This window comes from Streptomyces bikiniensis, assembly GCF_000716625.1.
Lineage (GTDB): Bacteria > Actinomycetota > Actinomycetes > Streptomycetales > Streptomycetaceae > Streptomyces > Streptomyces bikiniensis.
In genome coordinates, this window is record NZ_JNXJ01000008.1 from 106,655 (window position 1) to 120,030 (window position 13,376).

17 protein-coding genes are annotated in these 13,376 nt (G+C 72.6%); 7 read left to right on the plus strand and 10 right to left on the minus strand.

Annotation, left to right across the window (positions count from 1 at the left end):
* Positions 1-130: 130 nt before the first annotated feature.
* The 4 genes from OO47_RS07940 to OO47_RS37690 all read right to left on the minus strand — a co-directional run bounded on the left by OO47_RS07940 (position 131) and on the right by OO47_RS37690 (position 4,418).
* Positions 131-799 carry a chloramphenicol acetyltransferase gene (locus tag OO47_RS07940; protein WP_030208746.1) on the minus strand — a complete coding sequence of 223 codons (669 nt, stop codon included), beginning with the start codon at positions 797-799 and terminating at the stop codon, positions 131-133.
* A gap of 57 nt (positions 800-856) precedes the next feature.
* Positions 857-2,032, minus strand: coding sequence for a flavin-containing monooxygenase (locus OO47_RS07945; protein ID WP_030208760.1), 1,176 nt, complete (start codon positions 2,030-2,032; stop codon positions 857-859).
* Positions 2,033-2,122: 90 nt separating this feature from the next.
* Complete coding sequence (locus tag OO47_RS07950; protein WP_234323105.1) at positions 2,123-4,162, minus strand: serine/threonine-protein kinase; 2,040 nt, start codon at positions 4,160-4,162, stop codon at positions 2,123-2,125.
* A gap of 112 nt (positions 4,163-4,274) precedes the next feature.
* The gene (locus OO47_RS37690) at positions 4,275-4,418 is read right to left on the minus strand and encodes a hypothetical protein (protein WP_234323106.1); all 144 of its coding nucleotides are present in this window, start codon (positions 4,416-4,418) and stop codon (positions 4,275-4,277) included.
* Positions 4,419-4,511: 93 nt separating this feature from the next.
* Here OO47_RS37690 and OO47_RS07960 point away from each other — a divergent pair, with 93 nt between their 5' ends.
* Positions 4,512-4,835: a hypothetical protein gene (locus OO47_RS07960; RefSeq protein WP_030209206.1), complete on the plus strand. Its 324-nt coding sequence runs from the start codon at positions 4,512-4,514 to the stop codon at positions 4,833-4,835.
* Positions 4,836-4,848: 13 nt separating this feature from the next.
* Here the strand turns inward: OO47_RS07960 and OO47_RS07965 are convergent, their stop codons facing one another.
* From OO47_RS07965 to OO47_RS07975, 3 genes are read right to left on the minus strand one after another with little or no spacing between them, the layout of a single operon-like run.
* A complete protein-coding gene (locus tag OO47_RS07965; protein WP_030208768.1) occupies positions 4,849-5,475 on the minus strand; it encodes an HAD family hydrolase in 627 nt (208 codons plus the stop codon).
* Complete coding sequence (locus OO47_RS07970) at positions 5,472-5,717, minus strand: DUF397 domain-containing protein (RefSeq protein WP_030208770.1); 246 nt, start codon at positions 5,715-5,717, stop codon at positions 5,472-5,474. Before OO47_RS07970 ends, OO47_RS07965 begins: the two co-directional genes overlap by 4 nt.
* The gene (locus tag OO47_RS07975) at positions 5,714-6,577 is read right to left on the minus strand and encodes a helix-turn-helix domain-containing protein (protein WP_030208772.1); all 864 of its coding nucleotides are present in this window, start codon (positions 6,575-6,577) and stop codon (positions 5,714-5,716) included. The genes OO47_RS07970 and OO47_RS07975 overlap by 4 nt, the downstream gene beginning before the upstream one ends.
* A gap of 90 nt (positions 6,578-6,667) precedes the next feature.
* On the opposite strand from OO47_RS07975, the gene OO47_RS07980 reads away from it, so the two are divergent.
* Positions 6,668-7,078: an ATP-binding protein gene (locus OO47_RS07980; RefSeq protein WP_030208774.1), complete on the plus strand. Its 411-nt coding sequence runs from the start codon at positions 6,668-6,670 to the stop codon at positions 7,076-7,078.
* Positions 7,079-7,087: 9 nt separating this feature from the next.
* Here the strand turns inward: OO47_RS07980 and OO47_RS07985 are convergent, their stop codons facing one another.
* Both OO47_RS07985 and OO47_RS07990 read right to left on the minus strand, forming a co-directional pair.
* Positions 7,088-7,597, minus strand: coding sequence for a mycothiol transferase (locus OO47_RS07985; RefSeq protein WP_030208778.1), 510 nt, complete (start codon positions 7,595-7,597; stop codon positions 7,088-7,090).
* On the minus strand, positions 7,594-8,022 hold the full coding sequence (locus tag OO47_RS07990; RefSeq protein ID WP_030208781.1) for a DnaJ family domain-containing protein: 429 nt from the start codon (positions 8,020-8,022) through the stop codon (positions 7,594-7,596). The genes OO47_RS07985 and OO47_RS07990 overlap by 4 nt, the downstream gene beginning before the upstream one ends.
* A gap of 154 nt (positions 8,023-8,176) precedes the next feature.
* Here OO47_RS07990 and OO47_RS07995 point away from each other — a divergent pair, with 154 nt between their 5' ends.
* On the plus strand, positions 8,177-9,010 hold the full coding sequence (locus tag OO47_RS07995) for a M23 family metallopeptidase (RefSeq protein WP_030208783.1): 834 nt from the start codon (positions 8,177-8,179) through the stop codon (positions 9,008-9,010).
* A 129-nt stretch (positions 9,011-9,139) separates the two neighbouring features.
* On the opposite strand, the gene OO47_RS08000 is transcribed toward OO47_RS07995, so the two are convergent.
* Positions 9,140-9,343, minus strand: coding sequence for a cold-shock protein (locus OO47_RS08000; RefSeq protein WP_030208785.1), 204 nt, complete (start codon positions 9,341-9,343; stop codon positions 9,140-9,142).
* A gap of 260 nt (positions 9,344-9,603) precedes the next feature.
* Here OO47_RS08000 and OO47_RS08005 point away from each other — a divergent pair, with 260 nt between their 5' ends.
* The 4 genes from OO47_RS08005 to OO47_RS08020 all read left to right on the plus strand — a co-directional run bounded on the left by OO47_RS08005 (position 9,604) and on the right by OO47_RS08020 (position 13,362).
* Positions 9,604-10,473 carry a menaquinone biosynthetic enzyme MqnA/MqnD family protein gene (locus OO47_RS08005; protein ID WP_030208787.1) on the plus strand — a complete coding sequence of 290 codons (870 nt, stop codon included), beginning with the start codon at positions 9,604-9,606 and terminating at the stop codon, positions 10,471-10,473.
* 291 nt (positions 10,474-10,764) lie between these two features.
* Positions 10,765-11,964 carry a cyclic dehypoxanthinyl futalosine synthase gene (gene mqnC, locus OO47_RS08010; protein WP_030208789.1) on the plus strand — a complete coding sequence of 400 codons (1,200 nt, stop codon included), beginning with the start codon at positions 10,765-10,767 and terminating at the stop codon, positions 11,962-11,964.
* A gap of 5 nt (positions 11,965-11,969) precedes the next feature.
* A complete protein-coding gene (locus tag OO47_RS08015; protein WP_030208790.1) occupies positions 11,970-12,569 on the plus strand; it encodes a hypothetical protein in 600 nt (199 codons plus the stop codon).
* A 100-nt stretch (positions 12,570-12,669) separates the two neighbouring features.
* On the plus strand, positions 12,670-13,362 hold the full coding sequence (locus tag OO47_RS08020) for a demethylmenaquinone methyltransferase (RefSeq protein ID WP_030208792.1): 693 nt from the start codon (positions 12,670-12,672) through the stop codon (positions 13,360-13,362).
* The last annotated feature ends 14 nt before the right edge of the window (positions 13,363-13,376 follow it).

Genomic DNA, 13,376 nt, shown 5'->3' on the forward strand with positions numbered 1-13,376 from the left:
AAGAAGGGATCTTCCGGATCTTCGGGACCTTGTGCGCGAGCGCACGGAGTTGGGCATTCCGTTCCCCCCGGAGCGGTGTTGGCATATGCGCGTCACACAGTACGGGGCGCCTCGGACATCCGTCGCGCGACTATTCCGCCGTGCCCTCCAGCCAGGACGGATCCGCGAGGAGGGCCTGCAACTCGTTGACGAGCCGGGCCGTGTGGAATCCGTCCGCGGCGGCGTGGTGCACCTGCACGGCCAGGGGGAGCAGGGTCCGGCCGTCCCGCTCGGTGTAGCGGCCGAGGGTGAAGATCGGCGCGAGGTGGTCCCAGCCGTTGCCGCCGATGTTGAGGTTGAACCCGGTGAAGGACGCCCAGGGCAGACTCGACACGTCGAACGTGTCGGCCGGCGGTGCTCCCAGGGGGAAGAAGTCGGTGGCGTGGGCGTGCTCCGCGAGCAGCGGGGCGGCCGCGTCGTGGAACGCGCCGAAGTCGGGATCGTGGGCGGCCCACACGCACGCGAACGTCTCGCGTTCCGGGTTGAACACCGTGAAGGCGGGGTGCACGACGGGCCGGACGGCCGGCTCGCCCGACGCGGTGAGGCACATCCTGAACTCGTCGTGCTGGTTGACGACCCTGGAGAGCGCCCAGACCTGCGCGACGTACGACTTGCGCGGCGACCGGCGCAGGGTCGCGGCGAACGCGGTCACGTCCAGCTCCACCGTCATCGCGTACGTGCACGGGACGCGCCGGCGGTAGTGCTCGAAGTGCTGCCGGCGCGGCCACGTGTCGAGGTCGATCGGGGTGGGAACGTCCATCCGCCCATCGTGTCAGCCGCCGGGGCGCGGCCCCACCGGATTGTCGCCACGGGGGCTTCAGGCGCGCCCGGCCCGCGCCGCCCGCCGCGCGATCGCCCGTGCGATCTTCTCCGCGTCGATCGCCAGCTCCCGGAACATCCCGCTGATCGGATTGGTGAAGCCCGTGAAGTACAGGCCCGGGGCCTCGCGGGGGCAGCGGGCCCCGTGGGCCACCGGGCGGCCCCGCTCGTCCAGGACGCCCAGGGCGCCCACCAGGGGCTCCAGGGCGCGGCGGTAGCCGGTCGCCGCGACGACCGCGTCCGGGGCGATCCGGGAGCCGTCCGCGAGCAGCACCTCGCCGCCCTCGAAGCCCTCGACGGCCGCGACGATCTCGACCTTCCCGGACCGCACGGCGGCGACCAGGCCCACGTCCTGCACCGGGATCGCCCCCTGCCGCTGGCGGGTGGCGAGGCCGGTGTCAGGGCGGGGCAGCCCGTACGCCGAGAGGTCGGGCGCGGCGAAGCGGGCCGCCACCGCCCCCAGCCGGTCGACCACGGGCACCGGCAGCCGCCGCACCAGGATGCCGCTGCGCTGGGCCGGCCACCCGGCCGTCGTGCGCCGCACGATGTGCGGGACCGTCCGCACCGCCAGCCGCACCCGTTCCGCGCCGCCCCCGGCGAGGTCGGCCGCGATCTCGGCGCCGGTGTTCCCGGCGCCCACGACCAGGACGTCCTTCCCGGCGTACGGCTCCGGATTGCGGTACGCGCGCGCGTGGATCAACTCGCCCCCGTACGCCTCCACGCCCGGCCACTCGGGCAGGCGCGGGGTGTGGTTGAAGCCGGTGGCCACGACCACCGCGCTGCCGACGAGTCGGCGCCCTCCGGTCGCGTGCAGGACCCACTCCCCGCCGGACCGCTCGACGCCGAACACCTCGACGCCGGTCACCACCTCCAGCTCGTGGTGCTCCGCGTACTTCTCCAGGTAGCGGACCACGTCGGCGCGGGCGACCCAGCGCCCGAACGAGCGGGGCATCTTCAGGCCCGGGAGCGCGGAGAGCCGCCGGGTGGTGTGCAGCCGCAGCCGGTCGTAGTGGGCGCGCCAGGAGGCGCCGACGGCGTCGGACTTCTCCAGGACGACCGCCCGGACGCCCCGTCCGCGCAGGGCGGCGGCGACCGCGAGCCCGCCGGGCCCGCCGCCTATGACGTAGACGGGGTGGGCGGGGTGAACGGGCGGTTCATGGGGGGTGGTGACCATGAGTGCTGAGCGTAATGACGTGTACACGCAGTGGGTCTCGACCGGGCGGGGTTTCGGTTGCGAATCGGTATACACGCGCCCGCGTACCGGCTACAGGGCCCCGATGTTCCGCCAGGCCTGGCCGCCCTGGTTCGCCCCGCACGTGTAGGTCGACACGAACGCCCCCGCCATCAGGCACCACCCGTCGCTCGCGTTCTTGAGGAGCCGCCCGGCGGACGACGAGGAGAAGACCTTCCAGGACTGGAGGGAGGAGCCGTTGCAGGCGGCGGTGGTGACGCTGCTGTTCCCGGCCGGCTGGAGGCAGCGCCCGCTGTACTTGTTGACCAGCCGGAACGTGCCGTTCGAGCCGGACACGTACCGCCAGGCGAAGCGGTAGGGGGTGCCGTTGTTGCTCGTGGAGCCGCACGCGACGGACGTGACGAGGATGCCGAAGCCGGGGTCGTACTCCGCCAGGCAGTTGCCGCTCGTCCCGTTCTCCAGGGAGTACGTCCCCGAGGGCGCCGAACCGCCGCCACCGCCGCCACCGCCGGTCGACGGGGGAGGGGCGGGCTTCTGGGTCGTCGGCTTCGGGGCCGGGGGCCGGGTCGTCCGCGTACCGCCGGAGGGGACGGTGGGGGCCGCACCCCCACCACCGGACCCGGACCCGGAACCAGACCCCGACCCGGAACCAGATCCCGGCCCCGAACCGGACCCGGAGCCCGCCCCCGACCCCGACCCACCCGGCAGGGCACCGCCCCCTCCACCCCCGCCACCCGGCGGCGGAACCACCCCCGGCGGCTGCTGCCCGGCCGGAGGCGCGGACGGCGCCCCCGACGAGGGTGACGGCGTAGACGTGGACGCCGAAGGGACCGGGGGCGTGCCCGACGGCCCGCCCGCCGGAGGCGCCGCCGCCGGCTGCGAGGCCACGCCGGACGGCGGGGCGGAGTCCTGCGGGGCCGCGCCGAGGCGCCCGACCTCGTACGGCCCGAGGGCCACGGTCAGGGTGGTGCCGGTCGTCACGACGACGGGCACGGCGAGCATGACGAAACGGTTCCGCCGCTTCTCCGGCTTCCCCGTACCCCCGGCGGCGGTCACGGCGAGCGCGTCCGGCGAGGCCGTCGCGGGCTCCTTCCCCGCCTGCGGGGTGAGCGAGGCCGTCGGAACGTCCTCGGCGGGATCGGCCGCCTCGAGGTCCGCGAGCTGCCCGGCGGTCGGCGCCCCGGCCGCGAAGGCCGCCCGCTCCTCGATCCGCGCGGCGACGACCTCCGGCCACGCGGCCCCCGCCGCCCCCTCCTCGGTGAGTTCCACCAGCTCGGCGGCGGTCGGCCGCTCCGCCGGATCCTTGGAAAGACACTTCTGTACGAGCTCCGCGAGCGCGGGATCGGCCTCGGCGAGGCCCCCGAAGTCGGGCTCGCCGTGCACGACCCGGTACAGCAGGTCGGGACCGGAACCGTCACCGAACGGCGGCCGCCCGTTCGCCGCGTACAGCAGCAGGCTGCCGAGCGCGAAGACGTCGGCGGCACCCGTCAGGACCGGTTGCGCGACGGCCTGCTCGGGGGCCATGTAGGCGGGGGTGCCGATGACCATGCCGGTCCTGGTCAGCCGGCTCTGGTCGGCGGCGCGGGCGACCCCGAAGTCGATGAGGGAGAGCCCGTTCCCGGTCAGCATCACGTTGGACGGCTTGAGGTCCCGGTGCACCATGTCGGCGCCGTGCACGACCCGGAGTCCCGTGGCCGCACCCCGGAAGAGCCGCCACAGGGCCCCGCCGGACAGCGGGCCGCCGTTGAGCCGGATCGCCTCGTCGAGGGTGATGCCCGGGATGAACTCGGTCGCGAACCACGGCGGTTTCGACGTGCGGTCGCTCGCGAGCAGCTTGGTGTCGGCGCCGCCGGGCAGCCGGGCCAGGTTGTCCAGCTCGTGCCCGAAGTGGCTCAGGAAGTCCGCGTCCTCCGCGAGGATCGGCAGCACCCGCTTCACGGCGGCGAACTTCCCCGGCACGGCGCCGAGATAGACCCGGCCCATGCCCCCGGACCCGAGCACGCCGAGCAGCCTGAAGGCCCCGATCCTCCGAGGGTCCTCAGCGGCCAACGGCATGGCCCCGCTGCCGCTCAGACCGTCCGGGCTGGAATTCTTGTTCGGCTCCCCCTGCATGGGCGTCACCCTAGCCGAGCGGCCCGACACCCAAGGGTCCTCGAACTCCCTCTTTCTGCAATGTAGTTGAAGGAACGATGGACGAACGATGAAAGCCCTGGTGGAGACCGGGTCAGTCCGGCGCGTCGGAGCGCTCGGCGGTGACGAGGAAGGCGGCGGCGGCCCGGGGCCCTTCACCGGCGGGCAACTCCTCCACCCGGATCCCGGCGAACCCGGCCCCCTCCAGGACCTTGGTCCACACGTGCTCCCGCAGCACCCACCGGCGCAGGGTGGCACTCCCCCCGTCCGGGGTCTTCGCGGATACGTCGACCGCCGTGACGTCCGGCTGCGCGGGCTCCCCGGACGGGCGGTGCGCGAGCGTGGAGAAGCCCAGGACCTGATCCTGCGCGAGCTGCGCACCCTCACCGAACGGGCCGCCCCCTTCGCCGCCGTCCTCCTGATGCCCGCACCGGAGGAACGCCCCGCCGGCGCCCCCGCCACCGACCGCATCCGCGCCCTCAAGGAACTCCGCCCCGGCCTGACGGCCCACTGCCGCGGCCTCGCCTTCGTCGCCCCGGCCGACATCCCGGAGGAACGAGCCGGGGCCGTCCACAGCAGCGGCAGCCTCTGGGGCTGTCCGACGACGGCCACCCAGGACGCGGAGGCGGCACGCGCCCGGGTACGGAGCCGGTGACCCGGACCCCGGGTCAGGCCCCCAGCGCCGCCAGGACGTGCGGGGCCGCCTCCGCCAGGGTCGGGAAGTGGCGGTGGGCCTCCGGGTGCGGGGCCGGGACGTTGACCGTCCAGACCGTCATCCCGGCGTCGAGCCCCGCCCGTACGCCCGAGGGCGCGTCCTCGATCACCAGGCAGTCCGCCGGGTCCGCGCCCAGCTTCTCGGCGGCGATCAGGTACGGGACGGGCGAGGGCTTCCCCTCCGCCACCGAGGCCGCGTCGACGATCAGCCCCGGCAGCGGGAGGCCGGTCCGCTCGAACCGTCCCCGCACCCGGTGCTCGTAGTTCGACGTCACCAGCGCCCACCGGTCCGCCGGGAGCGCGCCCAGCAGCCCGGCGGCCCCGTCGAAGGCCGTGTACGTGCCCGTCCGCACGTCCTCGTCCTCCAGCTCGTGCAGGAGCGCGAGGCACGCGGCCGGGTCCTCGGCCGGTACGACCGCCGCGAACGTCTCGACGGGGCGGGTGCGCAGCGCCACGGCGTACACCTCGTCCCCGTCGAGCCCGTACCGCCCGGCCCACTCGTGCCAGACGCGGCGCTGGTTGGCGACGGCGTCCATGAGGGTGCCGTCGACGTCGAAGAGTACGAACTTCTTACTGGTCACACGGTGGAGGCTACGTCCACGAACGCGGCCCAGGCAGCGGGGGCCACGGCGAGCTGCGGGCCGTGCGGGACCTTGGAGTCACGGACGTGGACGGTGGTGGGGTGGGCGGCGACCTCGACGCAGTTGCCACCTTCGGAGCTGCTGTAGCTGGACTTCCGCCAGTCGTAGGCGATCTCGACGCAGTTGCCACCCTCGGGACCGCTGTAGCTGCTCTTGAACCAGGCCAGTTGCGCGGTGTTCATCGTTCTCCCAGCAGTTTCTCGATCCAGTCCAGGGACTCGCGCTTGGTGAGTGCCTGAGCCCGGATGATCCCATAGCGCTCGGTGTACATGCGCACCTCTTCCGGGTCGGTGATCAGCCGGGAGTGGCCGTAGATCTCGGTGTACGCGACTTCCCGCCGTCCCTTCGCAGTGATCAGGGTGAAGGGGGCTCCCAAGTAAGGGTGTTCGGGCTTGTCCTGCGGCATGATCTGAAGCTCGATCGTGCGCCGCCGGGCTACTTCGAGGATGCGCCTCAACTGCTCGCGGTGTACTTCCGGGCCGCCGAACGGCCGGAGGAGGGCGGCCGCCTCCAAGACGAAGCTGATCGTCGGGGCAGGCCACTGATCGAGCAGCACCTGTCGAGAGATCCGGTCCGCCACCCGCTTCTCGACGGTGGCCTCGTCCAGCAGAGGACGGCTGTGCTCGAACAGTGAGCGCGCATACGCAGGTGTCTGGAGAACGCCCGGCACCGCCTGCACCTCGTAGTAGTGCAGCGCGACCGCCTTCGCCTCCTCGTGGGCGAAGTCCCGGAACCAGTCCGGGTGTCGTACCCGCGCCTTCGCCAGCGCGGCCCGCACCTCGTCCGCCGTCGCCGCCAGCACCCCGCCCGCCTTCACCAGCGGGTCCACCCGCACCAGGAAGTCCGGCTGCGGAGTCCGTACGCCCCTCTCCACCGACGAGATCAGGTCCTCGCTGCAATGGGCCAGGTCGGACAGTTCCGCCTGGCTCAGTCCCGCATTGCGCCGCAGGACTTTCAAGATCTTGCCCAGAGCTTGGAAGAGGTGCGCCGTACCGTCCACCTCGGAGGGCCGTTCCGGCCTCTCCTCCTCGTTCCCCGACATCCGTACCGCCTTCTTGGCGTGCCCCTACCGTTACGCAGCGTCGTCACGTCGCTGCTGGTCAGCGTAGGGGCGGCGGTCCAGTCTCGGGGCATGAAGTCAGAAACCACCACCCCGACCGGTGAGTTCGTGCTCCGTCTCTCCGCCACGCGCCGGGGCGCGCGCCTGGCGCGTCTGCTGGGCGCGCAACAGCTCCGGGACTGGGGCGTGACCGGCCCGGCGACCGAGGCCGCCGAACTGGTCCTCGCCGAGCTGGCCAACAACGCGGCCCTGCACGGGCGGGTGCCCGGGAGGGACTTCGAGGTGCGGATGGAGCGCGGCGAGGGGCACGTACGGATCGAGTTGTCCGACGCGCACGGCGAGCGGCGGCCGTTACCGTCCGCGACGCCCGACGAGGGCGGCTACGGGCTGCTGCTCGTCGCCGCCCTCGCCACCGCGTGGGGCGTGAAGGAGCGGGAGGTCGGCAAGACGGTCTGGGCGACCGTCCCGCTGACGCCCCGGTGACGGGAGTCGTCAGCGGGCCCGCTCCACCACACCCCGTACGTACGCCGCCTGCCCCGCGTGCTGGAGGTCGTCCGCGATCACCGACACCAGGCGTACGCCGAGGGTGACCGGCGGGTCCCAGGACGTGTCCACGACCCGGTCGAGGTCCGCGTTCGTGACCGCCCCGACCAGCTCCGCCGTCCGGTCGTGCACGGCGTCGTGGTAGCCGAGGAGGAGGTCCGCGGGGGCCCGGACCCGGCCCGTCTGCGCGGGCGTCTGGCCGTACCCGGTGGCCTCCTCCGGGAAGGGCAGGCCGAAGCGGTCCGCCCAGCCCTCGGTGGTCCACAGCTGTTCCGTGCCGAAGGCGCCCGCCAGGTGGTCGTCCTGGATGCGGGTGAGGTGCCAGACGAGCCAGGCGATCGAGTTCGCCTCCGGATCGATCCGGGCGGCCAGCTCGTCCTCCGTCAGGCCCTCCACGGCCCCGTGGACGGCCTCGCGCACCCGGCCGAACGAGTCGACCAGCAGACCGGCGCTGTTCATGGGGACTCCTCGCGGTGGGAGGGGGCCGCGGACCGGGCCGCCCGCCACCGCTCCACCGTCGCCTCCACGTCGAAGGGCTTCAGGTTCAGCGGCGGCCCGGGCGGCGGGCGCAGCAGGGCCCCGGCGATCTTCGTGTTGATCTCGCCCAGGATCCGGCGGACCTGGCTCTCCGAGACCGCCGCGGCCACCGCCGCCTCCGCGTCCTCGGCCTCCTTGCGCAGGGCGAGGGCCGGCGGCAGCACGGACGCGCCCTCGCGGTGCATCTTCCCCTTGATCCACCACAGCTCGTCGTACGGCGCCGCGTCGTCGGGGAGCGGCTTTCCGAAGCCCGGCAGGCTCCGGAACTCGCCCCGTTCCGCCGCCTCGCGGATCTGCTTGTCCACGAACGACTCGAAGCTGACTCCCGGCGGCTTGCGTTCGGTCATGTGTCCAGACTACGTAACCGGCCCGGTCCGGGTGTGGCTCACGCGGTCTACTGCGACACGCGATCTTGCGGCACCCTGAGATCCGTTCAACGCGCGTCGACCCTTGTCCCGCCACGCTCCACCACGTCCCGCCACCCCACGTACCGGAGGACGCATGCGTGCACGGATCACCCCGCTCGGCACCCTGCTCGCGCTCGTCGCGGGCCTGCTCACCGCGCTCGTCACCACGACCCCCGCCCAGGCCGCGCCGCTCTTCAAGGCGCCCTTCGCCTGCGGCCAGAAATGGACCTACAGCCACCACTCGGCCGAGGTCCGCCAGGCCCTCGACTTCGTCCGCTCCGACGGCGGCGGCACCGCCGGGGCCCCGGTCCTCGCCTCGGCGTCCGGCACCGCCTACCGCTACTCCCAGCCGTCCGGCGCCGGGAACTACGTCGTGATCGAGCACGGCGGCGGCTGGAAGACGTACTACTTCCACCTCAACGCCTACTCGGTCGCCCACGGCGCCGCCGTCTCCCAGGGCCAGCAGATCGGCACCACCGGCTCCACCGGCAACAGCTCCGGCGCCCACATCCACTACGAGCAGCTGTACAACGGCGTCGGCCAGCCCGTCACGATCAACGGCGCCTCCCTCGCCCCCTACCCCGGCTCCTACGGCTCCCGGCACCTGACCAGCGACAACGGCTGCTCCGGCGGGGGCGGGAAGTACTGGGTGGACACCTTCGCCAACGCCGTCGGCTACGCCCAGGCCGACACGGGCGACGCCCAGGGCGTGCTGAACGCCGGCACGAACTACGTCTACTGCAAGGTCTGGGGCCAGGAGATCCGCGACGCCTCCGGCAACTACAACCACTGGTGGCTGCGGACCGACCTCGACACGGTGTACGCCGGGAAGAACGGGCGGGGCGCCTACGTCTCCGCCTACTACCTGTCCCGCTGGGGCAACGACGAGGCCCGGGACAACAACGGGACCGTGATCCCGAACTGCTGACCCCGAAAGGGACGGGTCCCGAAAGGGACAGGCCCCGGAAAAGGGCAGGAGCCCCGCTCGTGCCGTGAGGCACGGAGCGGGGCTCCTTGGGTACTGCTCTAGTCGTGCGCTGTCGCCGACCCGGGCACCTTAGGCCGGGGTGACGTTCTCCGCCTGCGGGCCCTTCGGGCCCTGCGTGACGTCGAAGGTCACGAGCTGGTTCTCCTCGAGCGAACGGAAGCCGTTCGCGTTGATCGCGGAGTAGTGGACGAAGACATCCGGGCCGCCGCCGTCCTGGGCGATGAAGCCGAAGCCCTTTTCAGCGTTGAACCACTTGACGGTTCCGGTAGCCATAAGCCCTCCTTGGGCCAAAGGGTTGCCCTGCTCCAGAACCTGCAAACAAGTCTGAAAACTACAAAAGCCTGCGGGTCACATGCTCCGCAGGCTCTGTACTGCAAGGGAAACCAAACTGCAACTTGCGTTGAGCGTAGCACGCAGAACGCTCTGGAGGGTAGAGGGAAAGATCACGTCACCCGAGTGTTTGAACGTCTCTTCCGTGCTGACGCGCGTGCCCCGGCGACGCCCGGTCCGTGAGACGGGTCTAGCCTCACGATGTGGACAAAGCAACCGACGACCAGCGCAGCCGGCCCCGCGTCGGACACATCCAGTTCCTGAACTGCCTCCCCCTCTACTGGGGCCTGGCGCGCACGGGGACGCTCCTGGACCTGGAGCTCACCAAGGACACCCCGGAGAAGCTCAGCGAGCGGCTGGTCCGGGGCGACCTGGACATCGGCCCCGTCACCCTCGTCGAGTTCCTCCGCAACGCGGACGACCTGGTCGCCCTCCCGGACATCGCCGTCGGCTGCGACGGACCGGTGATGTCCTGCGTGATCGTGTCCCAGCGGCCCCTGGAGGAGCTCGACGGCGCGCGCGTGGCGCTCGGCTCCACCTCCCGCACCTCCGTACGGCTCGCCCAGCTGCTCCTGGCCGAGCGGTACGGCGTGTCGCCCGACTACTACACCTGCCCGCCGGACCTCGGCGTGATGATGCAGGAGGCCGAGGCGGCCGTCCTCATCGGCGATGCCGCCCTCCGGGCCTCGCTCCACGACGCGCCCCGGCTCGGGCTCCAGGTCCACGACCTGGGCCTGATGTGGAAGGAGTGGACGGGCCTGCCGTTCGTCTTCGCCGTCTGGGCGGTGCGGAAGGACTACCTGGCGCGCGAGCCGGAGACCGTCCACGAGGTCCACCAGGCGTTCCTGGCCTCGCGCGACCTCTCCCTCGAAGAGGTCACCAAGGTCGCCGAGCAGGCGGCCCGCTGGGAGGCCTTCGACGCCGAACTCCTGGAGCGGTACTTCCGCACCCTCGACTTCCGCTTCGGGCCCGAACAACTGGCGGGCGCCCGCGAGTTCGCCCGCCGCACCGGCCCCACGACCGGTTTTCCGGCGGACGTCGCGGTGGAACTCCTGGAGCCCCCGCGCGACTGACCGCACGGGCCCGGTGGCGAGCCCGGTACGGGTCCGGGACGGGCACCCGTGAATTCACACGAATGTAATTCCGGTCGTGTCCCCGGACCCATTCCGGACGCCCGAAAGGCGGGGACGGTTTCCCGGTCGTTCACCCGCCGGGACCCCGGACGCCGGTAATTCACCGGAATGGCCGGGCGGCTTCCCGGGCGCTTCCCGGTGACTCCCCGGCCGCTCCCCGCCGGAGGCGGCCCGGACCCCTGGCGTACGCTGGTTCGGTCTGTCAGTACCCCTCCGAAAGGGACGAACCCGGTGACCGAGAAGGCCGAACTGCAGTCCGTTCTGGACCGCGCCGCCGCGGGCGGCCGGATCACCCCCGAGGAGGCGCTCGACCTCTACCGCTCGGCGCCCCTGCACGCCCTCGGCGCCGCCGCCGACGCCGTGCGCCGCCGCCGGTACGCGGGGACCGAGCACATCGCGACGTACATCATCGAGCGGAACATCAACTACACGAACGTCTGCGTGACGGCGTGCCGGTTCTGCGCGTTCTACGCCGCCCCGAAGGACACCGCGAAGGGCTGGACCCGGGACCTCGACGACATCCTGCGCCGCTGCGCGGAGACCGTCGAGCTGGGCGGCACCCAGATCATGTTCCAGGGCGGCCACCACCCGGACTACGGCGTCGAGTACTACGAGGAGCACTTCGCCGCGATCAAGGCCGCGTTCCCGCAGCTGGTCATCCACTCCCTCGGCGCCTCCGAGATCGAGCACATGGCCCGCATCTCCGGCGTCCCCGTGGAGGAGGCGATCGGCCGCATCCACGCGGCCGGCCTCGACTCCTTCGCCGGCGCGGGCGCCGAGCTGCTGCCCGAGCGCCCCCGCAAGGCCATCGCGCCCCTGAAGGAGTCCGGCGAGCGCTGGCTGGAGATCATGGAGATCGCCCACAAGCTGGGCGTGGAGTCCACCTCCACCATGCTCATGGGCACCGGCGAGACCAACGCCGAGCGCATCGAGCACCTGCGGATGATCCGCGACACGCAGGACCGGACGGGCGGCTTCCGGGCCTTCATCCCGTACACGTACCAGCCCGAGAACAACCACCTCAAGGGCCGCACGCAGGCCACGCTCTTCGAGTACCTGCGCATGATCGCGATCGCCCGGCTGTTCCTGGACAACGTCGCCCACATCCAGGGCTCCTGGCTGACCACGGGCAAGGAGGTCGGCCAGCTCTCCCTGCACTACGGCGCCGACGACCTCGGCTCGATCATGTTGGAGGAGAACGTCGTCTCCTCGGCCGGTGCCAAGCACCGCTCCAACCGCCTGGAGATCATCGACCTGATCCGCAAGGCGGGCCGCGTCCCGGCGCAGCGCTCCACCACGTACGAGCACCTGATCGTCCACGACGACCCGGCGAACGACCCGGTGGACGAGCGCGTCGCCTCCCACATCTCGTCCGTCGCGATCGAGGGCGGCACGGCCCACCCGGAGCTGAAGCTCCTCGACGCCCACTGAGATCCGTGCTGACGATCCACGTCGCCGAGGCGACCCCCGAGAGCGCCGTCCTGGTCGACGGCGCCCTCGTCGCGGCCGTCGGCCCCTACGAGGACCTGGCCGCCGTACGCCCCGGGGCGCGGGTGCGGCGGTGGCCCGGCGTCCTCACCCCGGGCCTGCTCAACCCGTACGGGCCCGAGCTGCTGGAAGCCACTTACCACCCGGACCCCCGGGAGGCCGAGGGGTTCGGCACCGAGCCGATCACGGGAGAGCGGGCGCGGCGGCTCTTCCGCGCCGACCCCGCGCGGCGGGGCGCCTCCGCGCGCCGGGGCGTGCAGCGGCTCCTGGCCCACGGGACGGTCGCGGTCGCGGGCGAGCTGCGCGACCGGGCCGCCGTGGACGCCGTGCGCCGGGCCGGTCTCGCCGTGGGCCGCCGCCCGGAGCGGCTGCCCGGTCCGCCGTCCCTGTCCCCGGTGCCGCTGGTGCTGCTGCCCGCCCTCGCCCCGGGGAGCCCCGCCCGCTTCGCGGTCTTCGACGTCCCCGACCGGGCGTCCCTGGTCCGCCTCGGGGCGTCGACCTGCGTCGCCACCGTGCTCGGCGGGCGGCTCGTCCACCGGGCCCGCTGAGCGCCCGGCGGCGCCGAGCGCGCCCTGCCGACCGGGACGGGAGGGGCCCTGAGACAATGGGACCGCCCGCCCGTCTCCGATTCTGCGAGGCCGAACACCCGTGACCCGCGCCACCCTGGACAAGCAGCCGCACGAAGTCGCGTCGATGTTCGACGACGTGGCGGCCAACTACGACCTCACCAACGACGTGCTCTCGCTCGGCCAGGACCGGCGCTGGCGCAAGGAGGTCGCGAAGGCGGTCGACGCCCGCCCCGCGCAGAAGGTCCTCGACCTCGCCGCCGGCACGGCCACCTCCTCGCAGCCCTTCGCGCGCGCGGGCGCGTACGTCGTGCCGTGCGACTTCTCCCTCGGGATGCTGCGGGTCGGCAAGAAGAACCACCCGTGGATGCCGTTCACGGCGGGCGACGGCACGAAACTGCCCTTCAGGGACGACGTGTTCGACGCCGTCACGATCTCGTTCGGGCTGCGGAACATCCAGGACACCGAGCAGGCGCTGCGCGAGCTGTACCGGGTGACGAAGCCCGGCGGCCGGGTCGTCATCTGCGAGTTCTCGCACCCGACCTGGGCGCCGTTCCGCACGGTGTACGAGGAGTACCTGATGCGCGCGCTGCCGCCGGTGGCCCGCGCGGTCTCCTCCAACCCCGACGCGTACGTGTACCTGGCCGAGTCCATCCAGTCCTGGCCGGACCAGCCGACCCTGGCGGGCCTGCTCCAGAAGGCCGGCTGGTCGAAGGTCGCCTGGCGGAACCTGTCGGGCGGCATCGTCGCCCTGCACCGCGGCTTCAAGCCGTAACCCCCGCCGCCCCA

What these genes read in the sequence shown, in the direction of transcription:
- OO47_RS07940 (WP_030208746.1), bottom strand. Translation starts at nt 799, where the DNA reads ATGGACGTTCCCACCCCGATCGACCTCGACACGTGGCCGCGCCGGCAG.
- OO47_RS07945 (WP_030208760.1), bottom strand. Translation starts at nt 2,032, where the DNA reads ATGGTCACCACCCCCCATGAACCGCCCGTTCACCCCGCCCACCCCGTC.
- OO47_RS07950 (WP_234323105.1), bottom strand. Translation starts at nt 4,162, where the DNA reads ATGCAGGGGGAGCCGAACAAGAATTCCAGCCCGGACGGTCTGAGCGGC.
- OO47_RS07970 (WP_030208770.1), bottom strand. Translation starts at nt 5,717, where the DNA reads ATGAACACCGCGCAACTGGCCTGGTTCAAGAGCAGCTACAGCGGTCCC.
- OO47_RS07975 (WP_030208772.1), bottom strand. Translation starts at nt 6,577, where the DNA reads ATGTCGGGGAACGAGGAGGAGAGGCCGGAACGGCCCTCCGAGGTGGAC.
- OO47_RS07980 (WP_030208774.1), top strand. Translation starts at nt 6,668, where the DNA reads ATGAAGTCAGAAACCACCACCCCGACCGGTGAGTTCGTGCTCCGTCTC.
- OO47_RS07985 (WP_030208778.1), bottom strand. Translation starts at nt 7,597, where the DNA reads ATGAACAGCGCCGGTCTGCTGGTCGACTCGTTCGGCCGGGTGCGCGAG.
- OO47_RS07990 (WP_030208781.1), bottom strand. Translation starts at nt 8,022, where the DNA reads ATGACCGAACGCAAGCCGCCGGGAGTCAGCTTCGAGTCGTTCGTGGAC.
- OO47_RS07995 (WP_030208783.1), top strand. Translation starts at nt 8,177, where the DNA reads ATGCGTGCACGGATCACCCCGCTCGGCACCCTGCTCGCGCTCGTCGCG.
- OO47_RS08000 (WP_030208785.1), bottom strand. Translation starts at nt 9,343, where the DNA reads ATGGCTACCGGAACCGTCAAGTGGTTCAACGCTGAAAAGGGCTTCGGC.